The sequence below is a fragment of the Nitrospirota bacterium genome (assembly GCA_035516965.1).
Taxonomy (GTDB): Bacteria; Nitrospirota; UBA9217; order UBA9217; family UBA9217; genus MHEA01.
The window spans coordinates 130,901-154,144 of sequence record DATIZR010000061.1 but is presented as its reverse complement, the minus strand read 5'-3'; the positions used below and the strand labels follow the sequence as shown (position 1 = coordinate 154,144).

Annotated in this window: 25 protein-coding genes; 9 read left to right on the top strand and 16 right to left on the bottom strand. The window is 57.8% G+C overall.

The features are described from left to right. Nucleotides 1-4 precede the first annotated feature (4 nt). A complete protein-coding gene (locus VL197_09685; GenBank protein HUJ18247.1) occupies nucleotides 5-1,003 on the bottom strand; it encodes a tRNA 4-thiouridine(8) synthase ThiI in 999 nt (332 codons plus the stop codon). Nucleotides 1,004-1,168: 165 nt separating this feature from the next. Between VL197_09685 and VL197_09680 the strand changes: the two genes are divergently transcribed. Both VL197_09680 and VL197_09675 read left to right on the top strand, forming a co-directional pair. After that, nucleotides 1,169-1,702 (top strand): YceI family protein, encoded by a 534-nt coding sequence (locus VL197_09680; protein HUJ18246.1) that lies wholly within the window; start codon nucleotides 1,169-1,171, stop codon nucleotides 1,700-1,702. A gap of 77 nt (nucleotides 1,703-1,779) precedes the next feature. Further along, nucleotides 1,780-2,325, top strand: coding sequence for a pyridoxamine 5'-phosphate oxidase family protein (locus tag VL197_09675; GenBank protein ID HUJ18245.1), 546 nt, complete (start codon nucleotides 1,780-1,782; stop codon nucleotides 2,323-2,325). Nucleotides 2,326-2,424: 99 nt separating this feature from the next. On the opposite strand, the gene VL197_09670 is transcribed toward VL197_09675, so the two are convergent. Further along, a complete protein-coding gene (locus tag VL197_09670) occupies nucleotides 2,425-3,081 on the bottom strand; it encodes an endonuclease V (protein HUJ18244.1) in 657 nt (218 codons plus the stop codon). A 244-nt stretch (nucleotides 3,082-3,325) separates the two neighbouring features. Between VL197_09670 and sixA the strand changes: the two genes are divergently transcribed. Further along, entirely contained in the window at nucleotides 3,326-3,793 is a 468-nt protein-coding gene (gene sixA / locus VL197_09665; protein HUJ18243.1) for a phosphohistidine phosphatase SixA, read from the top strand. A 115-nt stretch (nucleotides 3,794-3,908) separates the two neighbouring features. Here sixA and mscL read toward each other — a convergent pair whose 3' ends face one another. From mscL to VL197_09625, 8 genes are all read right to left on the bottom strand, one after another. After that, a complete protein-coding gene (mscL, locus tag VL197_09660; protein ID HUJ18242.1) occupies nucleotides 3,909-4,319 on the bottom strand; it encodes a large-conductance mechanosensitive channel protein MscL in 411 nt (136 codons plus the stop codon). A gap of 173 nt (nucleotides 4,320-4,492) precedes the next feature. Then, nucleotides 4,493-4,879 (bottom strand): YajD family HNH nuclease, encoded by a 387-nt coding sequence (locus VL197_09655; GenBank protein ID HUJ18241.1) that lies wholly within the window; start codon nucleotides 4,877-4,879, stop codon nucleotides 4,493-4,495. Nucleotides 4,880-5,170: 291 nt separating this feature from the next. After that, complete coding sequence (locus VL197_09650) at nucleotides 5,171-5,827, bottom strand: DUF799 domain-containing protein (GenBank protein ID HUJ18240.1); 657 nt, start codon at nucleotides 5,825-5,827, stop codon at nucleotides 5,171-5,173. 8 nt (nucleotides 5,828-5,835) lie between these two features. Beyond that, nucleotides 5,836-6,195 carry a DUF4810 domain-containing protein gene (locus VL197_09645; protein HUJ18239.1) on the bottom strand — a complete coding sequence of 120 codons (360 nt, stop codon included), beginning with the start codon at nucleotides 6,193-6,195 and terminating at the stop codon, nucleotides 5,836-5,838. A gap of 13 nt (nucleotides 6,196-6,208) precedes the next feature. Beyond that, the gene (locus tag VL197_09640) at nucleotides 6,209-6,889 is read right to left on the bottom strand and encodes a CsgG/HfaB family protein (GenBank protein ID HUJ18238.1); all 681 of its coding nucleotides are present in this window, start codon (nucleotides 6,887-6,889) and stop codon (nucleotides 6,209-6,211) included. Between the two features lie 241 nt (nucleotides 6,890-7,130). Continuing rightward, nucleotides 7,131-8,501: a patatin-like phospholipase family protein gene (locus VL197_09635; protein HUJ18237.1), complete on the bottom strand. Its 1,371-nt coding sequence runs from the start codon at nucleotides 8,499-8,501 to the stop codon at nucleotides 7,131-7,133. Between the two features lie 76 nt (nucleotides 8,502-8,577). Then, entirely contained in the window at nucleotides 8,578-9,357 is a 780-nt protein-coding gene (locus VL197_09630) for a hypothetical protein (GenBank protein ID HUJ18236.1), read from the bottom strand. A gap of 206 nt (nucleotides 9,358-9,563) precedes the next feature. Further along, entirely contained in the window at nucleotides 9,564-10,919 is a 1,356-nt protein-coding gene (locus VL197_09625) for a sigma-54 dependent transcriptional regulator (protein HUJ18235.1), read from the bottom strand. 393 nt (nucleotides 10,920-11,312) lie between these two features. Here VL197_09625 and VL197_09620 point away from each other — a divergent pair, with 393 nt between their 5' ends. Then, nucleotides 11,313-12,464 carry a sulfurtransferase TusA family protein gene (locus VL197_09620; GenBank protein ID HUJ18234.1) on the top strand — a complete coding sequence of 384 codons (1,152 nt, stop codon included), beginning with the start codon at nucleotides 11,313-11,315 and terminating at the stop codon, nucleotides 12,462-12,464. An 83-nt stretch (nucleotides 12,465-12,547) separates the two neighbouring features. Here the strand turns inward: VL197_09620 and tatA are convergent, their stop codons facing one another. The 5 genes from tatA to lon all read right to left on the bottom strand — a co-directional run bounded on the left by tatA (nucleotide 12,548) and on the right by lon (nucleotide 18,153). Beyond that, complete coding sequence (gene tatA / locus VL197_09615; GenBank protein ID HUJ18233.1) at nucleotides 12,548-12,736, bottom strand: twin-arginine translocase TatA/TatE family subunit; 189 nt, start codon at nucleotides 12,734-12,736, stop codon at nucleotides 12,548-12,550. A 38-nt stretch (nucleotides 12,737-12,774) separates the two neighbouring features. After that, nucleotides 12,775-12,963 carry a hypothetical protein gene (locus tag VL197_09610; protein HUJ18232.1) on the bottom strand — a complete coding sequence of 63 codons (189 nt, stop codon included), beginning with the start codon at nucleotides 12,961-12,963 and terminating at the stop codon, nucleotides 12,775-12,777. Nucleotides 12,964-13,045: 82 nt separating this feature from the next. Further along, entirely contained in the window at nucleotides 13,046-14,407 is a 1,362-nt protein-coding gene (locus VL197_09605; protein ID HUJ18231.1) for a sigma-54 dependent transcriptional regulator, read from the bottom strand. A gap of 50 nt (nucleotides 14,408-14,457) precedes the next feature. Next, on the bottom strand, nucleotides 14,458-16,005 hold the full coding sequence (locus VL197_09600) for an ATP-binding protein (protein ID HUJ18230.1): 1,548 nt from the start codon (nucleotides 16,003-16,005) through the stop codon (nucleotides 14,458-14,460). 117 nt (nucleotides 16,006-16,122) lie between these two features. Further along, a complete protein-coding gene (gene lon, locus VL197_09595; GenBank protein HUJ18229.1) occupies nucleotides 16,123-18,153 on the bottom strand; it encodes an endopeptidase La in 2,031 nt (676 codons plus the stop codon). 257 nt (nucleotides 18,154-18,410) lie between these two features. Here lon and VL197_09590 point away from each other — a divergent pair, with 257 nt between their 5' ends. The 5 genes from VL197_09590 to VL197_09570 all read left to right on the top strand — a co-directional run bounded on the left by VL197_09590 (nucleotide 18,411) and on the right by VL197_09570 (nucleotide 21,385). Then, a complete protein-coding gene (locus VL197_09590; protein HUJ18228.1) occupies nucleotides 18,411-18,575 on the top strand; it encodes a hypothetical protein in 165 nt (54 codons plus the stop codon). A gap of 53 nt (nucleotides 18,576-18,628) precedes the next feature. Further along, the gene (locus VL197_09585) at nucleotides 18,629-19,120 is read left to right on the top strand and encodes a hypothetical protein (GenBank protein HUJ18227.1); all 492 of its coding nucleotides are present in this window, start codon (nucleotides 18,629-18,631) and stop codon (nucleotides 19,118-19,120) included. Nucleotides 19,121-19,208: 88 nt separating this feature from the next. After that, entirely contained in the window at nucleotides 19,209-19,460 is a 252-nt protein-coding gene (locus VL197_09580) for a hypothetical protein (protein HUJ18226.1), read from the top strand. 1 nt (nucleotide 19,461) lies between these two features. After that, the gene (locus VL197_09575; GenBank protein HUJ18225.1) at nucleotides 19,462-20,544 is read left to right on the top strand and encodes a sulfite exporter TauE/SafE family protein; all 1,083 of its coding nucleotides are present in this window, start codon (nucleotides 19,462-19,464) and stop codon (nucleotides 20,542-20,544) included. Then, complete coding sequence (locus VL197_09570; GenBank protein HUJ18224.1) at nucleotides 20,531-21,385, top strand: universal stress protein; 855 nt, start codon at nucleotides 20,531-20,533, stop codon at nucleotides 21,383-21,385. The genes VL197_09575 and VL197_09570 overlap by 14 nt, the downstream gene beginning before the upstream one ends. 274 nt (nucleotides 21,386-21,659) lie before the next feature. Here VL197_09570 and VL197_09565 read toward each other — a convergent pair whose 3' ends face one another. Beyond that, complete coding sequence (locus VL197_09565; GenBank protein HUJ18223.1) at nucleotides 21,660-22,922, bottom strand: diguanylate cyclase; 1,263 nt, start codon at nucleotides 22,920-22,922, stop codon at nucleotides 21,660-21,662. Nucleotides 22,923-23,244 lie beyond the last annotated feature (322 nt).

Here is a 23,244-nt window from a genome sequence, read left to right as displayed (position 1 = left end):
GGATTTACCCGTCCGCGCCCACACGACGCAGCTTGGACGCATCGATCGGAAGCGGCTCTCCCGGATCGAAGACCTCGTTGCCGTACCTGATGTGATAGGCCCTGCCGGGAACCTGTTTGCTGTAGGTGATGATGAGCCTTCCGATGGTCTGCTTGATCTCCTGGGTGGGTGTTCCGTTCAGCAGGGCCACGGGGCCGGGAAATCCCTGGGGCGTGAACAGGTGATAGCCGTGGGACGCCAGTGACATGAGAAGGTTGTTCTCTTCATTGTCGCGGCCGAGCACGATCTTGACGCCGGCGTCAAACCGGTAATGCCGGCCGACCGTAAGCAGCCTCACGTCGTTCGGGTTCACATGCTTCTGGTCGGTGAAGAGGTCGCGCAGTTTGTCGGCAAAATTCTTGTCCGTCAGCAGACATCCGCCGGCCGGCGTCGAGTATCCCGAGATGCCGTAACGCTCGGCGAGCCTGAGCTGGACCGTGCGAGTACGGCCGCTGATGCCGAGAAGCCTGTCCCGCTGGATCAGTCCGTCCTGTTCGGCCTTCGTGGGGGGCAGGAGCGCGGCAGAGAGAGGACGCAGCACGCGGCCCTTCAGGTTTGCGTCGCGCTCGATCAGGTTCAGCGTGTCCCGCCGCTGGGACATGGGCCGCTGCCCCAGGACCTCCCCCGTGATCACGAAGGACGCGTTCAACTCCTGCATCATGGCCCCAGCCCGGCTGAGCATGAAGATCTTGCAGTCAATGCAGGGATTGATGTGCTTGCCGTAGCCGTGCGCGGGGTTCCGGACGAGATCGATGTAATCCTGCCCCATGTCGATCACGCGCAGGTCCAGACCGATCGCCTTGGACACGGCGGCGGCAGGGGTCTCGTTTTCCCGGCCGTAGCTCTTTGAAAAGGCCGAGGTGAAGTAAAGCCCCGTAACGTTGAAGCCCTGCTCCTTGATCACTTTGGCAGCGAGTACGCTGTCCAGGCCGCCTGAGATGAGCGCCACTGCTGTTCTTTTCACCGAGCCCCCCGATCAAGTTTTGTGAGTGGAGTATTATAAATCTCCGGCGTTGTTTTTGGCAATAGAGAAGAGAGGTTTTACTGAATTAAATCATTCATGCAGTTCATTGAAAAATTGTGTAAAATTGTGACAGAAAAGCATGATCTGATAAAGGAGGAGTAAACCATGGCAACCTGGAACATAGACCCTGACCACTCCTGTGCGGCCTTTGCGATCAGGCATATGGCGCTTGCGCAGGTCCGCGGACAGTTCGCCGCATTGAAGGGGACCATCGAGTTCGATCCCGCTGACCGGTCCCGGACCGCGGTGAACGTGGAGATCGAGGTCGCGAGCGTGAACACAGGGATAAAAAAGCGTGACGAGCATCTCCTGACAGGTGACTTTTTCGACCAGCCGAAATACCCGCTCATCCTCTTTAAGAGCAGCAGGGTGGAATTTCCCGGAGCAAACCAGTGCCGGGTGACCGGCGAGCTGACGATCCACGGCGCCACGCGGCCGGTAACGTTCGAAGGGGAATATGCCGGTCCGCGGGGCAATCCCTTTGGCGACGAGACATCCATCGGTTTTTCCGGGATCACGAACATCAACCGGGAGGACTTCGGCATCATGTGGGGGAGCGAGCTTATGGAAGGCGGCGGGCTTGTGGCGGGGAAGGAAGTACAGATATTCCTTGATGTGGAAGCGGACCTGGTGAAGTGAACGGTAAAATTGTGTTCCCCGCGCGCACAGAGCGCGGAGTAGCGATGAGGGGTCGGCCTTTGTTGTAAGGAGAGCAGATGCGCCAGGCGAAAAAAGAGATCACGGACAGTCACCAGGTCATCCAGCTGCTGAACACCTGCCACGTCGGCAGGCTCGGCACGATCGGGAGGGACGGTTACCCCATGGTGAAGCCTCTGAACTTCGCGTACCATGAGGGCCGGATCTTCTTTCATTCAGCCCGGGAAGGCGAGAAGATCGACGACATCAAACGGGACGACCGCGTCTGCTTCGAGGCTGATCTGCCGGTCGCGCTCGTGAAAAGCCGGGGCATTCCGTGCAGGGCCGAGTATCTCTATCGGAGCGTGATCGTGAAAGGCCGGGCGCGCATCGTGGAGGACGAGGCAGGGCGCCTGTTCGGCCTCAGGTTGCTCATGGAGAAGTATCAGCCCGAGGGCGGCTACGGGGAGTTTCCCGATGATAAAATGAAGCTCACTGCTATCGTCAGGATCGACATCGAGGAGATGGCAGGGAAAGAGGACCTCGGGAAGGACGTGATGCGGGAGGCTGCGCTCGCGGCACTCGCGGACGGAGTGCACCTGCCAATAACGCTGGAGATGATTTAGAGCCGTGCCGATTGACAGGCGAAAAAACTGAAAATGCTACCGGCCTTGGGGTTGACTCATACCCCGTTCGTTCCGGTTCGCGCCTGGATATCGTGCCGTTCAATTATGAGCCTTCATGATCCTTGACAGCCTGTCTGCGCACCGGAGCGGTTCGGGTATCCGGTATATGCCGACGCACCCGAGCGTGATCCTGATGGCACCTTCAAGGTCTATTCCATGTCCCGGCGAGACGAACAAAGGCCTGACAATGTCCCTGGTCCTCAAAACCGCTCCCATTTTATTCCCTTCATAAATCAGCTCTGACCAGTTTCCTTTACGTTTGCCAGGTTGCCTGTACTCACCCACGAGCCGTGTCTTCGCGCACCCGATCGTCGGCTTGTTGAGCAGCACGCCCAGATGAGAGGCGCTCCCGATGCCCCGCGGATGGGCAATGCCCTGGCCGTCGACGATAATAATGTCCGGCTTCGTCCGTAATTTGTTGAGTGCCGCTATGATCGTTTTGCCCTCGCGGAAAAGCAAATAGCCCGGGACATAAGGAAAAGTTGATGCTTCGGTCGCAGTCGAGCGCTCGATCAGGGCAAGGTCAGGATAGCTGTACAGGCATGCTGCCGCAAACACGCGGTCTTCCGAGAAGGCCGCATCCGCTCCTGCAACGAATTCAGGGTCCTTTTTCAGGGGGACGATCCGTACGCGGGGTCTGTGGCGTTCCTGAAGTTCCCGGGCTTCCGCAATAGTATCGGGCCATTTGATAACCATAGCTTTCAGATATAATTATACTATCAATTAACAACCGTGCAATTACACCATTGCATAGATATGAAGCGTTACATGAATAGGCGGACGGATATTATTGTCCACAGCTCTATCCTACAAGTTCGTCATTCCGGGCTTGACCAGGAATCCAGCTACTTTTCTATGAGACCCTGGATTCCTGCTTTCGCAGGAATGACATACAAAGGAGTGCAGGCTATTATACGACCATTGATAAGCGAGGTGACCTGTGTATCTCTATCTTGTTCAGCACGGTGAAGCCAGGAAAGAAGAGGAGGATCCCGAAAGGAGGCTGACCGACAAGGGTGTCTCGGATGTCTGCAAGGTCGCGGCCTATGCCGGAAAGATGAACCTGAACGCGGCTGAAATATTCCACAGCCCTAAAGCTAGGGCCCAACAGACCGCGCTGATCCTGGCAGAGCAGCTTGAGCCAAAAAGGGGGAGGTCCTTGAGTGAAAATTTGCTGCCCATGGATGATCCCGCTCTCTGGGCAGAGCGGCTGGGAGGGATGAACGAGAACATCATGCTGGTCGGGCATCTGCCATACCTGGCGAGGCTCGCGGGCCTGCTGCTCTGCGGGGACAAAGAAAAAACGCCCGTGGATTTCAAGATGGGCGGTATCGTGTGCCTGCGGCGGTTCGATGACGGCCGCTGGGCCATCGAGTGGATGATCGTGCCGGAGATGGTCGGGCAGTAAATAAGCCGGCCGACCTGAATGGGTAGGGACAATAGGCATGCCAAGTGTGGCTGGCTACTTCAGCGTGAAGGCCGGGTAGAACGAAGCACAACCCGACAAGCCGTTTCCCTCAAACTTAAATCTCCGACGTACACTGCGGGCAGCGCGTCGCCTTGATCGGTATCGTGGAAATGCATTTCGGGCACTGCTTTGTCGTTGGCTCTGCCGGCGCGGCCTCTTTCTTTTTCAGGCGGTTCATCTGCTTGATGACAATGAAGATCGCGAAGGCCACGATGATGAAATCCAGGATCGTGTTGATGAAAAGGCCGTACCTGAGCGTCACCGCAGCGGACTCGGCGGATTTCTCCCTGAGCGTGACGGTCAAATTGGCAAAATCGACATGTCCCATCAGCGCGCCGACGGGAGGCATGATGACGTCGTTGACCAGGGAACTGACGATCTTGCCAAAGGCTCCGCCGATGATGATACCGACGGCCATATCTACCACGTTGCCGCGCATGGCAAATTCTTTGAATTCCTTGAGCATGCTCATGTCAGACCTCCCTGGGTGACGGGTTGGGAATGAGAACAACGAATTCATACACCTCGAAGCAGTGTTGTGGAGTGACGCGTTAAATTGTCGGGTTTCTCTTCGCTAAGCCCGAACCCACCGACTAACTTGTCGCTCAACGCTGCAAATTGTGCATAGACATTTCCAGCTTACTTTTTCTTGTCCTTGAGCAAGTCCTGAAGAGAGGCGAAGGGCTTGAAAGTAACTGAAGGTTTCGTGCCCCCTTCGGCTTTTGGTTTGCCGTAAGACTCCTCATCCAGATACTCCTGATGCTCGTTTTCGTGGCAGTAGAGACAGAGCAATTCCCAGTTGCTGCCGTCAGCAGGGTTGTTTTCGTGGTTGTGGTCCTTGTGATGCACGGTCAGTTCACGAAGCTTCTTCCCCGCGAACTCGCGCCCGCAGCGGGCGCAGATATGCGGATACATCTTGAGCGCCTGCTCGCGGTATTCCTTCTCCCGTTCCGCCCGATGCCGGCGCGCTTCGGCAACGAGCTGTTCCGGTCCGTTATCCTCTGGTTGAGATTTGGTTGTGGACATGACTCTTATACTCGTTCGAAAGAAGTTTGGATTCGCAGGTTGGGTAGAATGAAGTGAAACCCAACATATCCAAAATAATTCTTCGTAAAGCTCGTTCAATACTGATGAGTCGAGTTTCGCGTTGCTCTACCCGACCTGCCGGCTGACCCGAAGGACGGGTTCATCGTCCGGGCGGTGTCGAACCGATAGTCGGGATCAGTATGGCGGTATTTTGTTAATAACGAATAGGCAGCAAGGATAAGAAATGGGCCATTTAACGCAGGATCGTTTTCCTATGATGCATTTTAGAGATCAGTCAACTTCGTATAAGGGTGACCGCGGTCCGTAAAGTAATCCATTGGGTTTTGCTTCCAACAGTCTTGTGCTTGTCTTCTGAGCGACTTTATGACCCGGATCTCCGACATTACTTATGACCTGCTTTAGCAAAGCGGTGGCGAGCGCGCCCGTCAAACCGCCGCCGCTGTTGTTTCCTCCTTCAGAATCAGAGGCCGTTGCCGTTCCGGACCAGAGCAATTGTCCAGTTCGGTTGTCTATAAGTTTTGCATTGGCGGTAACCCTTACTTCACTGCTCAATATTTGATAGGAGGCACCATACTGCGTCACGGTAATATAGAGGGTCGCATCGGCACCAAAGATCTCTCTGAGCTTGTCCAGAGGTGCTTCATGCATCTCTCCCGGATTCAGCAATCCATTTTCCTTGAATGTTTGATCTACTAACGCAACAGGGAAAACGTAATATCCATCTTCAGCCAGGGGTTTCGTGACCGTGGACAGGAAGCTGTAGGTTCCCCGTATATCCGGGGAATTATTCAGCGGAGGTAAAACCAGAATAGAGCGGGGTTTGCTTTGTCGATAGGCCGTATAGTCAATATTGCTTTGAGGTGGAATACACCCGGTGAGCAGGAGAAAAAAGGCAAGGAGACTGACCCGGTTGATGGTTTTAAACATTTTATCCTTTATTCATGCTTGATCCGCGCGATCAATCGATCCATATACACCGTTGATTCGGGGAAGAGTATTTTCTCCGTCTCGAAGGACTGCAGCGCCTGATCCGTCTTGCCTAACTGAAAGTACAAGTAGCCTACATGGGCATGATACCCGGGAGGTACCGGTTTATCGGCTGCTCTGGCCCTTTGATAATCGCGTTCAAGCTGTTGGAGCTGTTCTTCAATTGGCACCTTTCCGGGGTCACTGTACAGCGCATAGACCTGAGCCTCGTAGCTTCCCCACTGATAGAGCTGAGGGTGCTTGGGGGCACAACCCGCCAGAATCGTTGCCGTCAACAGGAACAGAAATGTTCTCTTTGCATTGAGCATAGTGTGAGCGTACTCAACGATTCGCGTTAATTTTCCATTTGCCCGTATCAATACCCTCGACCAATCGATTGACCGCTTCACGGATGGCAAGGTCAAGCACTTTGCCATTGAGGGTAGAGTCGTAACTTGCGGTGCCGCCGAACCCAACAACTTCACGGTTTGACAGCGCATACTCACCGGCACCCTGCACCGAGAAGATCACTTCCGAGGTTTCGGCTTTAACGACGTTAAGACTGACCTTTGAGTAAGCAACTTGAGTTTTTCCGCGGCCAAGAATTCCAAACAGCTGGGTATCGCCGGTTTCCTTGCGGCCGAATTCCGTAACATCTCCGGTAATGACGAAATCCGCTCCTTTGAGCTTTTGCGTCTTTCCGCTCAAATTGGATTCAAACTCGATTTCCTGCATATTGTCGCGATCCATTACGAGAAAGCGGTTAGCCTGCTGGAGGTGTGTGATGAGAATGGTCTTGGCCTGACCGCCTAATCGATCAACGCCATCGGAGAACAGACCCCGCATGAAGCTTGATCGATTGTCGAACTTCCCGACAACGAGCGGCGTTTTGGGGCCTTCGTATGCAACGTTGGCAGAATTTACCTTTGAGGTGCCGAGTGCCTGAGAACTTTCCGTAGCGCAACCAGAAAGGGTTGTAGCTATCAACATGGTCATTGCCAGTATTGCGATAGTGCGACGCATGGTCAACGTCCTCCTTCTTTCACCTCGGATGGCCGAGGTCGGATAGAACTGTAGATCAGGGTTTACTTTATGATTTTACTTATTCCGTTTAAATATGACAACTGGAAAATTGATACTGTCACTACTAAGGCTGCATCGTTCATATGGTATAAGGCATACCGGAAAGCAACACCTGTAAAAAAAATCGTCTCACTTGGACGGTGGCCCTTGCGCGGCCACATCTCAAGTTGAAAAAACGATCCTAGCGTCCCGATCCCAGGTCAACGAGTAGTCTCTGGAAGGCGGGCGCCTCGCGCAGGAGCCGGCCGGCGACCTCGCGCAGCCGGTCCACTTGCTCCTTGGGCAACGTCAAGCTCGTCTTCACCCGCTTGAAATAGAGACGCTCGGCCGGGTCCTTCAGGGCGTCGAAGGTGACCTGCGCCAGGTACTCGCGCCGCTCCGGGCCGCCGGCCGGAGCGGCAGCCTGCCAGGCGGCCAGTTTCTCGCGTACCTGCTCCACCGCGTCGAGGGATATCCGGTCGACCGGGATCGACCACATCTGTTCCCCAAGCGTGTCGGTGTCGGGCGGCTCGGGGGAACGGTCCCAATTCACTTCGGGGAAACGCAGAGCGTTCACGATGATGACCACTACCTTGCGTGCCCGGCGAAGCGCGGGGAGAACAGTCTTGTCCGGATCGATCTTCAGCATTTCGAAGGCCATGAGCACCTCGGTCAGGCCGAGATTTTCGGAAAGACCGCCATCGAAGAGGTGAACGTAGGGGCGGGCTGGATCCTCGTAGGACTGGAGCGCGCGGGCGCGGAGGAGCACGCGGCCTGGAGTCTCTGACTTGCCAAAAGCGGCCTCGGCAGCGACCTGCCAGGCGGGCGCCTTTCTGCCGCAGGTCCCGCCACGGTTCTCCAGGGTGATGGGTGTGAGCAGCGGCGGCAGCGCCGTTGAGGTGGCAATGGCCCGTCCCAGTGTCACGCGGGAGAGATCGCCGCAGATAGCATCGAACTGGTCCTGCGTAAAGTTGAACCGGGCGCCGGTGGTGACATCGGTGCCGTTTATGATCACGAAGGGCCCGTTGGCCCGCTTCAGGTCGCTGAAGGTGGCATGATCGAACACCGTCTCGTCGTAGAGCTCGGCGAAGAGATCCGATTTCCCGAAGGTCCCGGAGGGAAGCCGGAACCAGTTGGTCGGGGTAAAGATACGCAGCGCCAGCTCGCGCTCGAGGTTGCGAGAAAGCACCTTCGTCTCGAACTCCTCGAACGTCTTCTCGCCTCGCAGGGCGTAATAGGTGGCTGGCAGCGTGCCTCCCGACACCGCGGAGATCACGTCCACCTCGTCGAGGAGGCGGCGTTTCACGCCGTTCACCATCACCTCGGTGCGGCGCAACTCTTCCAGGACGCCGTAGCCCAGCGCCGCAGCACGCATGCCGCCGCCGGAGATGGCGAGGACCACCAGCAGGTCGTCGGACTGGCCGGGGCGGGTCTCGGCGAGGCGGTAGCCGGGTGCGCCGGCCTGTTCCAGCCGCGGCGTGGGGGGCCAGTGGGCGCAGCCGCCGGCCAATACGCTGAGTGCCGCCAACAGGGACGCAGCGCACACCAAGGCGAAGATTGAGTTGAGTTTCATGGTCTTCCCCCTTGTCTTGTTGTTTGCTTCATACTCTTTTCCCGCGAAGGCTCGACCTTCTTGTGCATTCGCTTGTTTACTGCACATCGATCTGGCTCAGGACTTTGCCGGTTGCAATGCCTTTGGCCCATACCTCTGCGACCGCTGTTGGTCCGGTCAGCTCTATGGTTGCATTCTGGACCGTGGTCTTATTCGTTACCCCCTTGTTCTGTTTGTCAGACAAGTCCACGCGGGACAGCGTTTTCGTATCTTTCAGGTGCACCGGGTCGCAATATACGGCAATGCGGACTTTCTCTTCATCTCCGCTTGTTTTAAACTTGAGCGCTATCACTCCGGGCTTCTCGAAGACGACAGCATCAGGATCGATGGCCTGACCGGGGTTGCTGTTGAATTGGAGGGAGATCTCGATCGGCTCTTTTTCCGCATTCTCGGCTTCCATCTGCGCTTGCCCCGCTTTTTGCTGCATCTCCAGGGCTATTTTCGACATTTCCTGGAAATCGCCCTTTGCCTGGGCCTCCATCATTCTTTTTTTGTATTCAGCCTCCATCTCTTTCTGGGATTTCCTGGCTTTTTTTCCCGCGCCACTGCCGAATCTGAAATGAGCGGATGCATGAAGCGGGTAAAATGTCCCGGTTTTCTCCATCTTCGAGGTTTCCGTCGGCAGGTTGAAGGATTCATCCTCCTTGGCGTAGCCGGCCGGGGGCTGCCCGAGCGCTTCCGAAACAGCCATCAGTTTTCGCTTGATGACCGTGACTTCGTCGCGGGTCAACTGCGCATCTTCGGATGCGGCTCCCCACGATGGATAGGTGATAGCGATGAGCACAGCCAGGACCATCAATTTCAGATTACGTGGCATGTGTACTCCTCCTTAACGACGAGAACTTTCCCTTATAATATCATATTTTCGGCAAAGGCAATTATTGGATCTCACTTCAGTTTGTAGCCGGGCCACGCTTGTTGAACTGACGTATTGCCTTGCTTGAGCCGTCGTCATGGCCCTCTCTCGACCCGCTCTGCCTCGGTCTTGTACGCAGGCTGACCGGGGGTCACCTGAACGCATGACTACTTCTGCAATCCCAGCTTCTTCCTGAGCGTCAGACGGTTGATGCCGAGGAGCCGCGCGGCCTCGGACTGGTTCTCCCGGGTGTGGGAGAGGAGATACTCGAACACATGCCGGTCCACCTCCGCATGGACCTTCTCGTAGATGTTCTTCTCCTTCTTCTCGAGCGCGTTCTTGACATAGGGAATGAGGACGGTAGCCATGGCATTCAGTGCGTCGGTCGCCGGTCTCGTCGAATCGGCGCCAAGGTCCTTCAGGTCCTGCGTGGTCAGATACTCGGTCTTGCACATGGCGATCGCCGAGCGCAGGGTGTTCTCGAGCTCGCGGATATTGCCCGGCCAATCGTAGTCCATGAGCCTGTCGAGGAAGGCAGTGGTGACTCCTTTGAGCGGTTTTTGTGCGGTATGGGCGTGGCGGTAGAAGAGGCACTGGACGAGCGGCACGATGTCCTTCTTGCGCTCGCGCAGGGGGGGGACGTGGATCGTGGCGACGCGCAGGCGGTGGTACAGGTCCTCCCGGAACTTTCCCTCCCGCACCATGGCCGCGAGGTCCCGGTTGGTCGCCGAGATGACGCGCACGTTCACCTGCACTTCCTTCGTGCTGCCCACGGGATAGAACGCCTGGGTCTGGAGGAAGCGGAGCAGCTTGCCCTGGAGCGCGAGCGGCAGCTCTCCCACCTCGTCGAAGAACACGCATCCGTTGTCCGCGGTCCTGAGCATGCCTTCCTTTGATGCAAAGGCGCCGGTGAAGGCCCCCCGCTCGAACCCGAAAAGCTCCGATTCGAGCAGGGTCTCGGGAACGGCGGCTGAATTGATGATCACGAAGGGCTTGCCGAAGCGGGAGGAGAGCTGGGCAATGGCCTCGGCAACGAGCTCCTTGCCCGTGCCGGTCTCTCCGGTCACGAGCACCGGCACTTCGACCTGGGCGATGCGCGCGACCTTCTCGCAGAGGCTCATGACCAGGGTCGACCGGCCGACGATCACGCAGGTTGCCGCCGGAGCGATCAGGTCCTTCGAGATCGTCATGGCATCGGCCATCTCGCGCCTCAGCTCCCGCAGCTCGCGCAAGAGGCGCTCGACGCGCTCCTTTTTGAGAGGGCGCCGCATGATCTCATAAGCGCCCCACGTGGCGGCCTCCATGACCGGGCCCGTCCGCTCCTGCCGCGTCACGCCGACCACGAATGTCTTCCGGCTGTATTCCCGGATGAGCTGCATATCCATGGAATCGAGATCGAAAAAGACCGTGGCGCCTTCGGCCTTCTGCATCTTGGCAACAGCCGGCTTGCCGCCCTTGGGAAGGATATCGGCGAGTTCCTTTGCGAGCGAGTTGTCCTTGGTCAAAAGCAGGGTCCTGTCCATGATTCCTCCGCGTAGTATAAAAAATATACAATAAATATAAAAAATAATCAATCATGGATAAGAACGTCGCGCCTACGCGCCCGGCCTGGTGGGAGGTGACGGATTGCATTCTGACTTTGTCTTTTCCGTGACGCAGGCGGCCGCCGAATGAAAACAGGCATTTGGAGACGATCCTGTTGCATACGATGCCTGTTTCAGCGTCGTCATGCTTTATTGTCCATCGGGCAGCCATCCTGGCACACTGGTTGCTATATCAACCCCGTAAAGATCGCGAAGGCAGGGAGCAAGTTTCTCCCGACCCTTTTTCTTGCTTCCTGTCTTCGCAGGCAGTTTTATACAATCAGCCCCGATACGGAACCACCGGGGATGACACATGAAAAGGAGACGCAGGAGATGAATGAATCAGAAACGGGAACCCTATCCAGGGTCAATATCGACGAACTGAAGCGCGTGGGCATCATCGCGCAGAAACAGAAGGACACGTTCCTCATCCGACTCAGGACCGTGGCCGGGGACATGACAGCAGAGGAGCTGGGTGTTGTCGCGGACGTGGCGCGCAAGTTCGGCAAGGGCAGGGTCCATCTGACCACGCGTCAGGCAGTCGAGATCCACAACATCCCGTTCGACGACCTCTTGTCCGCCCGGGAAGAGCTCGAGCAGGGCGGCATCGTGCTCGGCGTGTGCGGCCCGCGGGGAAGGGGGATCGTGGCCTGCCCGGGAAGCGCCACCTGCACCTCAGGCATCATCGAGACCAGGGAGCTTGCCGCGGAGCTCGATGCGCTGTATTTCCGTCAGCAGGCGCCCCACAAGTTCAAGATCGGCATCTCCGGCTGCCCGAATAACTGCTCCAAGCCGATCGAGAACGATGTGGGGATCATGGGCGGCGTATTGCCCGAGTGGGACAAGGAGGCTTGCATCTCATGCAGGCTCTGCGTCAATATCTGTCCGGCACAGGCGATCGGGGAAAAGGACAAGGCGTTCATACTCGATGCGGAGAAATGCATGCTTTGCGGGCTCTGCATCAGGAACTGCCCGAAATCGGCGTGGAAGGCGAAGAAGACGGGATACACGCTGTACCTCGGCGGGACCATGGGAGCGAAGCCGCGGCTCGGCACGCGCGCCCGGGTGCTGATCGAATCGAAGGAGGATTTGTTGACCTCTGTCAGACGGGCCTTCGATTTTTTCCTTGTGAATGGCCGGAAAAAAGAGCGCTTCGGCCACGGGCTCGACAGGATCGGCGTGGACAAGGCATTCCGGGAAATCTTTTTGGAAAAAGAGACGGTGGAGCAGGCCCCGGTTCCGGGCGCGGGCCAGACCAGAGCCAGAAAGAACTTCCTGGACCTGAGGGGGGTCTGCTGCCCCATGAACTTCGTGAAGGCCAAGCTCGCCATGGAGAAGATCAGCAGCGGCGAAACGATCGAGTTCCACCTCGACGACGGTGAGCCGATCGTGAACGTGACGCGGAGCCTCAAGGACGAGGGGCACCAGGTGCTGCTCGTGACGGCGAGGCAGAATTATTTCGAGGTGATGGTGGAAAAGAAATGACCTTGGCGGAGGCGAAAAAAGCAGGCCGGTCCCTCAAACAACGGGTCCGGCCTGCTCAGGTGTTCAGGGCGGGAAGCCCGGTTTTACGGCTTTGGTTCTTCCTTTTTCGCCTCAACCTTGTCCTCGTCCTTCTCGGACATGGCCTTCTTGAATCCGCGTATGCTCTTCCCGAGCCCCGCGCCGATCTCCGGCAGCCTGCCGGGGCCGAAAATGATCAGGACGATGACCAGAATGAGCAGCAGATGCATCGGTTGGAACAGACCTCTTCCCATGAAATCCTCCTTTGGTTCTTCGATCCGGACGCCAAGGTTTACGTCCGTTTCTTGATCAGCGTCAGAAAGGCCAGTACGATAAGGATGACCCAGACAAATTTCAATGACAGCAGGGTAAAGGACAGGTAAACATACTGCTTCAGGTACTTGAGCCCCAGCACCACGGCCAGCGGGATAACAAGGAACAGCAGTATTTTATCGAATGCCGGCGACTTTGCTTTCATCATCCTGTCAATTCCCGCCTTCATTCCCGAAGGCAGAAGCACGATACCATTGGTCCGGGGGAAAATCAACGACTTTTTCCGGCCCTTATTCCGGCTCCAGCCCGTACTTCTTGAGCTTTCTCCAGAGCGACACGCGGTCGATGCCCAGGATCTGGGATGCCAGCGTCTTGTTCCCGCCGACCTCGTTCAGCACCCACTTGATGTAGGCCGTCTCCTGCTCTTCCAGCGAGGGGATCTTGCCCTCCTTCTTGCGGAAGGTCCTGATGTTCAGTTCCCGCAGGTCCTCGGGCAGGTGAGCGAGCTCGATGGCATTCCCCGTGGCAAGGGCCACGCCGCGTTCGATGATGTTCTCGAGCTCCCGCACGTTCCCCGGGAAATCGTACCCCAGGAGGAGGCCGATCACGTCCTGGGAGATGTCGTTCACGTCCTTCTTCATGATGACCGCGTATTTCTTCAGGAAGTAGTAGGAGAGGAGGGGAATATCGTCCTTGCGTTCAGACAGCGGCGGTATGTGCAGGGTCACCACGTTCAGGCGGAAGTACAGGTCCTGCCGGAAGGCGCCTTCCTTGATCGCGTCCTGGATGTTCCTGTTCGTCGCGGCCACGAGGCGCACGTCCACCTTGATCTGTTCCGTTCCTCCCACGCGGATCATCTCGCGCTCCTGGATCACGCGCAGGAGCTTCACCTGCATGGACGCAGGCATCTCGGTGATCTCGTCGAGGAAGAGCGTCCCTCCCGTGGCCATTTCGATCAGGCCCTTCTTGAACGCGTTCGCCCCGGTGAATGAGCCCTTCTCGTGGCCGAAGAGCTCGCTCGTCAGGAGCTCCTCGTTGAAGGCGCCGCAGTTGATGGCGAAGAAGGGGCCTTCGGCGCGCTTGCTGCTGACGTGGAGATACCGGGCGAACAGTTCCTTGCCCGTCCCGCTCTCGCCCGAGATCAGCACGTTGCAGTCCGTAGGGCCGATCTGGCGAGCAGTGTCGAGCAGGCGCTGCATGGCCGGGTCCTGGGTGATGATCTTGACCCTGCCCCGGTAGTGCTCGAGCTGCTCCCGGAGGTGTTCGTTCTCCTTCTTGAGCGAGACCTTCTCGACCGCCTCCTTCACGACCTTGCGGACCTCGTCGAGCTTGAAGGGCTTGGCGATGTAATAGAAGGCCCCGTGCTTCATGGCGTCGACGCCGGACTCCAGCGTCGCAAAGCCGGTGATCATGATCACTTCCGTGTCGGGGTAGAGCTCGCGGCAGCGCTTCAGGATCTCCATGCCGTCGACTTTCTCCATCCGCAGGTCCGTGAGGACCACGTCGAAGTGCTGGCCCTCGAGCAGCTTCAGGGCGTTCGCGCCGCTCTGGGTGCCGGTCACGTCGTAGCCCTCTTTTTTCATGACGTGTTCGAGGTTCCTGAGCGCCACGCGCTCGTCGTCGATGATGAGTAGTTTCGTGTTGTTGTTCACGTCTTCAGCTCCTTCGATCCCTTCACCCGCTCTGCACCCTGACCCTATCGTTACTTCACCGGCAGACGCATCAGGAACGTCGTTCCCTCGCCCGGCCCGCTGTCCACGGCGATGCAGCCGTCGTGCTCTTCGATGATCTCATGGACGATGAACAGCCCGAGACCCGAACCCTTTCCCACATCCTTGGTCGTGAAAAAGGGGTCGAAGATCTTCGGGATCGCCTCGACCGGGATGCCGGGGCCGGTGTCCCTTATCTCGATGTCGACGGTGTCCTGCTCGAGCGTGCACTTGCCGCGGTACTTGAGATAGTTGTAGATGCCCGTGTCGTCGTCGCCGGCCTTGTCGATGGCGCTGTGGCGGTGTGCGGTGATCGACACGGTCCCGCCCCCCTGATCGGCAACGGCATCGAGCGCGTTCTTGATGAGGTTCAGGAACGCCTGCTGGATGCGCTGCTTGTCCGCGGTGATCGCCACATCGTCGGGGACTTCGATCCTGATCGCCGTGTTCGCCGGGATCTGGCCTTTCACGAACCGCAGGGTCTCGTCGAAGAGGGCCCGGACCGGCAGGCTCTGCTTCTTGAAGTCCTTGTCCCGCGAGAACTCGAGCAGCGAGCGGACGATGTTCCTGGCCCGGTCCGTCTGTTCGTTGATCTGCGTCAGGAGCTCGTTGGCAAAGGCGGGGTCCAGGGGCAACCCGCCGCTCTCCGGTTTTTCCTGCGCCTCTTTCAGTTCCTCGATCAGGATCTGGTTCGACGAAGATATGTTCGACAGCGGGTTATTCAACTCGTGGGCCACGCCGGAGAGCAGCGTGCCCAGGGAGGCGAGCTTTTCGGACTGGACGAGATGCCGCTGCCGGAGCTCCAGTTCCCGGAGCATCTTGTTGAAGGCATTTGTCAGCGAAGCGATCTCCCGGTCGCGGGACTCGATCTGGATCTTCTCGAACCGACCGTCGGCGATCACCTCCATGTTCTTCTCGATGAGCTTGAGCGGTTTCACGACGACTTGGGAGAAGACCTGGCCGATGGCGATGACGGCGAGGGAGAGCAGCACGATGGAGAGGACCAGGATGCGCTGGGACGATTTGAGCAGCATCTGGAGGCTCTTGCGCTCGGTCTTCGAGATATCCTCGGCTATGGTCGTGATGTCCTTGCCGGCGACCCGGATCTTCCCCTCCAGCATGGTCTTGTTTGCCGTGTTTTCGACCATTCTGCTCTGTCGCTTCCGTTTATTGATCGCGGCGTACTGGTCAACGAGGAGGCGGTAGGTGACCAGCCGGTCCCGGAGCGTTTCGATCTGGGATGACGAGGACAGGGCCGCGAATCCGGTCGAGTTGTTTTCGAGCAGCTCCAGCGCCTTGACCACATACTTCGTGTTTTCGAGATAATCCGTCGCCTGTTCGTAGAGGAAGTAGTTCTTTTCGAACCGCCTGATCTCGAGCGTGGTATCGAAGAACTCCGATATGGCCTCCCCGAAGATGATCTTCCGTTCGATGAACCGCAGTTCGAAGAAGGTGAAGAGCGACAGGGCGATGATCATGGCCACGATCGCAAAGTAGCCGAGGGTGATTTTCTGACGTATGCTGGGGCGGTAGTTGAACATGATCATCGCTTTTTAACCACGGATAAACACGGTCGAACGCGGATACCGCGGATACCTTTGTAGGGGCGGCCCCCGTTGGCTACCCTCAGAAGACAACTTTGCAGGATTGCCTCTCTTTTATTCCGCATTCCGCATACCTCCCTCCGCATCCGGAAGCAGCACCGCATCCACCACTTCCTGAATGGTATCGGCGAGGCGAACCTCGATGTCCTTCTTCGCGGCGTCGGACATCTCCGCTACGTCGTGCCGGTTCCGGGCCGGGACGATCACCATCCGTACCCGGGCGCGACGGGCCGCGAGCACCTTTTCCTGGATCCCGCTCACCGGCAGGATCCTTCCCGTCAGCGTGATCTCGCCGGTCATGGCTACGTCCCGCCGCGCGGGGCGCTTCGTCAGGAGCGAGGCAAGCGCGACGAGGATGGTGATGCCCGCAGACGGGCCGTCCTTCTGGATGGCGCCGGAGGGGACATGGATGTGGATGTCGTGATGCTCGAAGAAGTCTTCGGGGATGCCGAAGACGGACGCGTTGCTCCGGATGTAGCTCAGGGCCGCCTGAGCCGACTCACGCATCACGTCCCCGAGGGAGCCGGTGATGATCAGCTCCTTCTTGCCTTTCATCTGCGCCGCTTCGACGAAAATGATGTCTCCGCCGCTTTCGGTCCGGACGAGGCCGGTGGCCACGCCGACGCGGTCCCTTTCCTCGATCACCTCGAAATGATACTTGCTGCGACCGAGGTAACGCTCGACGGCGTCGGGAGATACGAGCATCGTCCCGTGCGCTACCTTTCCGTCCACGGACTCGCGGGCGATCTTGCGGCAGATCGTAGCGACCCGGCGCTCCAGGTTCCGGATCCCCGCCTCGCGCGTGTACTCCTGGATGATCTTGGCGATCGCCTCGTTCGAAAAGGCCACCTGCGTCGGGGACAGGCCCTTCTCCCGCACCTGCTTCGGGCAGATGAACCGGGAGGCGATCTGCAACTTCTCTTCCTGGGTGTAACCCGTGAATTCGATCACCTCCATACGGTCCCTCAGCGCGTCCGGGATCGTATCGAGCACATTGGCGGTCACGATGAACATTACGCTCGAGAGGTCGAACGGCACGTCCAGGTAGTGGTCCACGAACGTGCGGTTCTGTTCGGGATCGAGCACTTCGAGCAGCGCAGACGCCGGGTCGCCCTTGAAGTCCCTGCCCACCTTGTCCAGTTCGTCGAGCATGATGACCGGGTTCGCCGATTCCACGCGGCGGATCTCCTCGATCACCCTGCCGGGCTTGGCGCCCACATAGGTGCGACGGTGGCCACGGATGTCCGCCTCGTCCTTGAGCCCGCCCAGGGCTATGCGCGTGAACGTTCTTCCGAGCGCGCGGGCGATCGATCTGCCGAGCGAGGTCTTGCCCGTTCCCGGAGGGCCGGCAAAACAGAGGACCGAGCCCTTGGTGTTGGACCGCAGGACCTTCTTTTCCATTGCCCGCCTGGCCGCGCCGCGCACTTCGTCGAGCTTGAACGGCTTTGCGATGTAGTCGAAGGCGCCCTTTTTCACGGCCTCGATCGCCGACGGCACCGTCGCGTATCCGGTCACCATGATGACCCGGGTATCGGGGTGGCGTACGCGCACGCGATCGAGCAGCTCCATGCCGTCGATCCGGCCCATCTTCAGGTCCGTGATCACCACATCGAACTCCGCCGCGTCCAGTTCCCGGAGCGCCGCCTCGCCGTCGGCCGCGGTGGCCACGTCATAGTCCTCTTTCGCAAGCACATGGGAGAGGTTCTTCCGCGCAATCTCCTCGTCATCCACCACGAGGACGCGCGGTTTCCGGTTCGTCATCAGCACCTTGACCGCAAGGTGCTCCATGACGCGCTCCTTGATCCGGTTGAGTCCGAAATGGTTCTCGTTCAGGATGTGTTCGGCCCTCGGGATGTCGAGATTGTCCTCGGTCTTGAGGTTCCAGGGGAGGGAGATCAGATAGTCGATATAGGTGACGCCGATCGTGTATTCAGCCGCAGACTGGTTTATCTTCGACAGGACCGCCAGCTCCTGTTCGGCAATGCGCTGAACCGCAGCAGGCATTTTTGCCAGCGATACTTTCTTGCGCAGGTCTTCAATGATGACTTCCTGCTGATCGTCGTTTGAGCTCTTGAAGAATTTCATGGTCGGCAGCGGATGGTAGATTTGAGTTGCATTTTACAACGTCCGACGATTTCATGCAACATATAAAATTTCTTTTTAAATTCAATGTGTAATGCCTGTAGCAGGAAATAGCATTGCAAAATTTAACGTCTTGTATCGCATTTGCCCAGTGTAGAAATTTTAAAAACAATTCTAAATCAATTGCTTATAACATTTCCCCGTTCTGGCATGTATGTTGAAATATACATTAGTAAATAACCGAAAGGAGGTAAGGAGCCATGAAAACCTTACTCAAGAAATTCGAGACAGCGATGGTTGCAGCGAGCTATGCGGAAGCTGGTGAATTCGAAACGGCACGGCAGATCATGAATGAGGGGCGCGTTCGGAAGAGCGATCGTCCGACCCAGAGACCGGCGGCGAGAAAGGAAGTTCGCGCCGACTGAGCCGGGAGCGGTTCAGGCCCTGAAAAGCCGGATCAGAAAATGCGGGGAATCGCATGGAAAACAAGCTGAACAAAATGATGAAAAAAATGGAAAGCGCCCTTGCGGCGGTTTCCTTTGCAGAAGAGGGGGAGCGCGAGGCGGCCGAGTCCTTTATGAGGGAAGGCCGTCGGGTGCTCCTTGCGCTCAGGCAGGGACGGATCGATGGAAAAACCGTAAAGTATGCCGTCAACTCGTCGAAGCGGATCGGCGCGGCCATCGATCTCCTCTACGTCTCGTCCACCACGGCGCTGGCCGATCCCGGGCTCGAGGCACTGCAGCGTGAATTGGCGGACGAGGGCATTACGTACCGGGTGATCCGCAGATCGGGGTGCCTCAAGAAGGCGGTCATCGATTATACGAACCGGGAAAAAGAGATCCTCTTCGCCGTGGTCGAGTCGCCCAGCAGCCTGGACGAGGACTGCAACAAGAAGGACACGATGCTCTCCGAACTGTGGCAGAAGCTGAAATGCCCGCTCGTGGTGGTGATGGACGGGGCAAGGGCGTGAGCAGAAATATACATTACTGAGGTGTAACTATAGCAACGTCGTGGAAGGGCACGATTGGTTCGTTAAAATCATTCAAGGAGGAATCATCATGGCAACAAGCAGTAGCAAAAAGAAGCCGGTGACCGCAATGATCGTCCTGGGAGTAATCTCCCTGGCGCTCTACGCGGCTCTCCTGCGGAATCAGGATGTGGTGAACAGCATGTTCGGCAAGGGAGGCATGTACGCCCTGCTGCCGATCGTCACGGCGTTCTTATTCTCATTTGTTCACGGCACGTTCACCGGGCATTTTTGGACCGTTCTGGGGGTCGAGGCCGCCAGGAAGAAAAAGGAGGTAAAGTAAGATGCATGACATCACTGCCAATTTCATCAATCTCGACACCATTACGCTCCTCTACCTGTTCGGGGTCGGCTTTGTGGGCGGCCTCGTCAGCGGATTCATTGGTTCCGGCGGCGCCTTCGTTCTGACGCCGGGCATGATGAGCCTGGGGGTCCCCGGGCTCGTCGCCGTGGCGAGCAACATGTGCCATAAGTTCCCCAAGGCCCTCGTGGGCGCGATCAAGAGGGCCAAGTACGGCCAGGTCGATGTGAAGCTGGGCATCGTTCTCGGCATCTCGGCCGAAGCGGGCGTGCTCTATGGAGCAAGCATCCAGGAAAAGATCAAGGCCTCCTTCGGCGATGCCGGGTCGAACCTTTACGTCAGCGTTGCCTTCGTCGTGATCCTCGCGACGGTCGGCGGGTTCGTCCTCCGCGACGCCTGGAAGACCTACAAGTCCGGCAACACCCATGCGGAAGAGAAGGCGGGCAGGCTCGCCCGGTGGGTGCAGTCCATCAACATCCCCGGAACCATGGTCTATTTCAAGAGCATCAATGCCCGCGTTTCGGTCCTGTTCACGATCCCCCTCGGTTTTGCGACGGGCATGCTGGCGGCGACCATCGCGGTCGGCGGGTTCATCGGCGTCCCGTCCATGATCTATGTGCTGGGCGCGCCGAGCCTGATGGCTTCGGCCACGGAGCTCGTGATCGCCTTCGTGATGGGCCTCGGCGGCTCCTTCAAGTACGCCCTCCACGGCCTCGTCGACATCCGTCTCGCCATGATCATCCTGGCCGGCTCGCTTTTCGGCATCCAGCTCGGCGCCATCGGGACGACCTATGTGAAGCCCTTCATGATCAAGGTCGTGATGGGCTTGATCATGGTGATCGTGCTCTTCAGCCGCGGTTTGATGGTACCGGTCTATCTCTCCCAGCTCGGGCTGATCTCCAAGCTCGGCGACGCCACGGTCAAGTTGCTGAAGACGACCAGCTTTGCTATAATGATCTTCGCATTGCTGCTCGGCGCCTTCATCGTCCTTCGTGCGATGTGGCAGGGCAAACAGGCCGAGAAACTGCAGCATGCTGCGGGGGCCCTGGAGCATGGGGAAATATAAAAAGATCCTTGTTGCTGTCGATGGTTCTGAATCAAGCCGGAACGCGCTTCTGCAGGCGTTCCGGTTTGCTGTTGATGAGAAGTGCTGGATAACCGTCACGTCCGTGGTGCCTCCCTACGACGGCGAGATCGAGACCATTGGCGTCAAGGACATCAGGGCCGCCCTGAGAAAGCCCTGTGAGGATGCCCTGCGTGACGCACGGAAATTCGCCGAGCAGGAGCGGGCGCTGATCAAAACGGTCTGCGAGGAGGGCGATGCCCACGAGCGGATCGTGGACCTGGCCGATGCCGAGAACTGCGACCTGATCATCATGGGAAGACGCGGCCTCCGTCCCGTCGAGCGCATGCTCGTCGGGCGGGTGACGGCCCGCGTCATCGGCCATTCTCAGCGGGACGTGCTGGTCGTGCCGAACGGGACGAAGGTCGGCTGGAAGACCATCGTTATGGCCACGGACGGGTCGAAGTACAGCGACCTTGCCGCGAAGCGGGCCATAGCGTTCGCTCAATCCTACGGCGGTGAGCTGAAGGTCCTCTCCGTCGTGGATGTTCCCACCGAATTTTATGCGGAGGCTCCGCAGGCGGTCGAGGACCTGATCAGGAAGGCGAAGGGGTTCGTGGCCGAGGTAAAGAGCCAGTCCGAGGCCGCCGGTGTCAGGGCCGAAACTTTCGTGGGCGAGGCCGAGGCCCACCAGGCGGTGAACAACCTGGCCCAGGAGCAGAAGGCCGATATGATCGTCATCGGCTCCCACGGCCGCACGGGGCTGAGACGTCTTTTGATGGGAAGCGTGGCGGAAAAGGTGATCGGCTATGCGACCTGCCCGGTGCTCGTCGTCAAGTCCTGAAGGAGCAGCCGGCAAATGCACGAGGCTGAAGGGTCATTCCCTTCAGCCTTTTTTGGCGGCCTGCACCCGGGGCTGCTTGCGGTACGCCGGCCGAGGACAGCACCCGGCAAGCAAGAGAGCGCGCCCGGCATTCTCATCGGCTCTTCATGAGCCTGACCCTGACGGTCATGAGGATCACGAACGGCGCCCAGGGAATGATAGGATTCGGAGAAATGACAGTAAGGATGGTCCGGAGGCCGACCAACCGGGAGCCGCGGTTGGGGATATCGTGTTGCTATGCCCTCGCTGAGGACACCCTGTTTCTTCCCCGGTGTTTGGATTTGTACAGAGCTGCATCGGCGAGCTTTACGAGGCTGTCCATCGTATCGACGGCCGTGCAGCAGCTGGCGACGCCGATGCTGAGCGATATGCCGAGCGATTTCCCTGACGCGTTCAGCGCGATCTCAGCGGCAGCGGAGCGGATCTTCTCCGCAATCTGCCTGGCGCCTGCAGGTGCGGTCTCGGGCAGGATGATCATGAACTCGTCTCCCCCGTAACGTCCCAGGATGTCCGTCTTCCGGAGCCACCGTTTCAGTGAAGCCGCAACTGCCTGGAGCGCTCCATCGCCCGTGGCATGGCCGTGCGTGTCGTTGATCTTCTTGAACCTGTCGATATCGCAGAGGATCAGGGACAGATCATTACCGTACCGCTGCGCACGTTCGATCTCGGATTGGAGGGCATCGCTGAGCGCCCGGCGGTTCAGGAGGCCAGTCAGGCTGTCAGTCGTCGACAGGCGGTTCAGGTTCACGATCAGCAGTCTCTTCTCTTCCTCCGCCCTTTTTCGTTCCGTGATGTCCCGGGAATATTGGATGACATGCGATACCCGCCCGTCGCGGTCGAATATCGGATAGGTGCAGATCTCGATCCACGCGTCCGTCATGCCCGGTGCGGCGACCATCTTCTCTTTGACGCAAGGGTTCGCGGACAGGAATGTCTTCTGAACCACGCATTCTTCGCAGGTGCCGCTTTTTTTGTACAGCACTTCATAGCACGTCTTCCCTAAAAGCTCCTGGGGCTGTTTGTCCTTGGTCCGCGCATAGGCACCATTGAATTTGACGATGCGGTACTCCCTGTCCACAATGCAGAAAGGGTCGTGGAAACTGTCGAAGATGGTGTCCAGAAAAGTTTCCGAGCGGCAGAGTTCCTCCTCGGTCCGCGTCCGATCCTGGATCTCCTTCTGCAGGAGCTCATTGATGGCATGCAATTCCTCGGTCCGTTCCAGTATTTTTTTCTCCATCTGCTCGTGATGCATTCGCGATTCCTCTTCCGTCCGACTGCGCTCAGTCATGTCTCGGATCTCGGTGATCACGATGCCGTACACAGCGAGACCCGCCAGCATGAGCACGCGGGAATATACCGTGTGCAGGGAAACGTCAAAAAGCAGCAGGCTCAGAAATCCACTCTTATGAAATATGAAGGCATCAACGGCGGATTGGACGGTCCAGAGGAAAAAGACGGCTGCGAGGGAGAGAAGAACGACTTGGCGTCTGTCTTTCATGCCGCCTCCATATAATTTCTGGTATCACCATAATTAGCAGCAAAATGCGTGCCTTCTTATGATTCTTTATTTATTGTGTGGTTATCAGACACTGTCCTGATTTGGACCATGTTAAAACACCAGAGTTTGGTAATTTAACTGACAGCGCCTCCCATAGGTTCCGACGGGCGGGCAGATCTGTCCTTCTGTAATGATCGGGCACAGAAGGCATTACTTGGGCGGAGAGCGGGTCGTTCGATCGCGCCGCAGGCCTTTACTCCTAGGCCGTGATGTTCCGTGCAAAGTCGGCTCAAGGATGCATCTATCAGGATTTTTCTGACTT

Excerpts from the sequence above, each read along its gene's own strand:
- VL197_09680 (HUJ18246.1), top strand. The coding sequence starts at position 1,169 with ATGGCAACCTGGAACATAGACCCTGACCACTCCTGTGCGGCCTTTGCG.
- VL197_09675 (HUJ18245.1), top strand. The coding sequence starts at position 1,780 with ATGCGCCAGGCGAAAAAAGAGATCACGGACAGTCACCAGGTCATCCAG.
- VL197_09670 (HUJ18244.1), bottom strand. The coding sequence starts at position 3,081 with ATGGTTATCAAATGGCCCGATACTATTGCGGAAGCCCGGGAACTTCAG.
- mscL (HUJ18242.1), bottom strand. The coding sequence starts at position 4,319 with ATGCTCAAGGAATTCAAAGAATTTGCCATGCGCGGCAACGTGGTAGAT.
- VL197_09655 (HUJ18241.1), bottom strand. The coding sequence starts at position 4,879 with ATGTCCACAACCAAATCTCAACCAGAGGATAACGGACCGGAACAGCTC.
- VL197_09650 (HUJ18240.1), bottom strand. The coding sequence starts at position 5,827 with ATGTTTAAAACCATCAACCGGGTCAGTCTCCTTGCCTTTTTTCTCCTG.
- VL197_09645 (HUJ18239.1), bottom strand. The coding sequence starts at position 6,195 with ATGCTCAATGCAAAGAGAACATTTCTGTTCCTGTTGACGGCAACGATT.
- VL197_09640 (HUJ18238.1), bottom strand. The coding sequence starts at position 6,889 with ATGCGTCGCACTATCGCAATACTGGCAATGACCATGTTGATAGCTACA.
- VL197_09635 (HUJ18237.1), bottom strand. The coding sequence starts at position 8,501 with ATGAAACTCAACTCAATCTTCGCCTTGGTGTGCGCTGCGTCCCTGTTG.
- VL197_09630 (HUJ18236.1), bottom strand. The coding sequence starts at position 9,357 with ATGCCACGTAATCTGAAATTGATGGTCCTGGCTGTGCTCATCGCTATC.
- VL197_09625 (HUJ18235.1), bottom strand. The coding sequence starts at position 10,919 with ATGGACAGGACCCTGCTTTTGACCAAGGACAACTCGCTCGCAAAGGAA.
- VL197_09620 (HUJ18234.1), top strand. The coding sequence starts at position 11,313 with ATGAATGAATCAGAAACGGGAACCCTATCCAGGGTCAATATCGACGAA.
- tatA (HUJ18233.1), bottom strand. The coding sequence starts at position 12,736 with ATGGGAAGAGGTCTGTTCCAACCGATGCATCTGCTGCTCATTCTGGTC.
- VL197_09610 (HUJ18232.1), bottom strand. The coding sequence starts at position 12,963 with ATGATGAAAGCAAAGTCGCCGGCATTCGATAAAATACTGCTGTTCCTT.
- VL197_09600 (HUJ18230.1), bottom strand. The coding sequence starts at position 16,005 with ATGTTCAACTACCGCCCCAGCATACGTCAGAAAATCACCCTCGGCTAC.
- lon (HUJ18229.1), bottom strand. The coding sequence starts at position 18,153 with ATGAAATTCTTCAAGAGCTCAAACGACGATCAGCAGGAAGTCATCATT.
- VL197_09590 (HUJ18228.1), top strand. The coding sequence starts at position 18,411 with ATGAAAACCTTACTCAAGAAATTCGAGACAGCGATGGTTGCAGCGAGC.
- VL197_09585 (HUJ18227.1), top strand. The coding sequence starts at position 18,629 with ATGGAAAACAAGCTGAACAAAATGATGAAAAAAATGGAAAGCGCCCTT.
- VL197_09580 (HUJ18226.1), top strand. The coding sequence starts at position 19,209 with ATGGCAACAAGCAGTAGCAAAAAGAAGCCGGTGACCGCAATGATCGTC.
- VL197_09575 (HUJ18225.1), top strand. The coding sequence starts at position 19,462 with ATGCATGACATCACTGCCAATTTCATCAATCTCGACACCATTACGCTC.
- VL197_09570 (HUJ18224.1), top strand. The coding sequence starts at position 20,531 with ATGGGGAAATATAAAAAGATCCTTGTTGCTGTCGATGGTTCTGAATCA.
- VL197_09565 (HUJ18223.1), bottom strand. The coding sequence starts at position 22,922 with ATGAAAGACAGACGCCAAGTCGTTCTTCTCTCCCTCGCAGCCGTCTTT.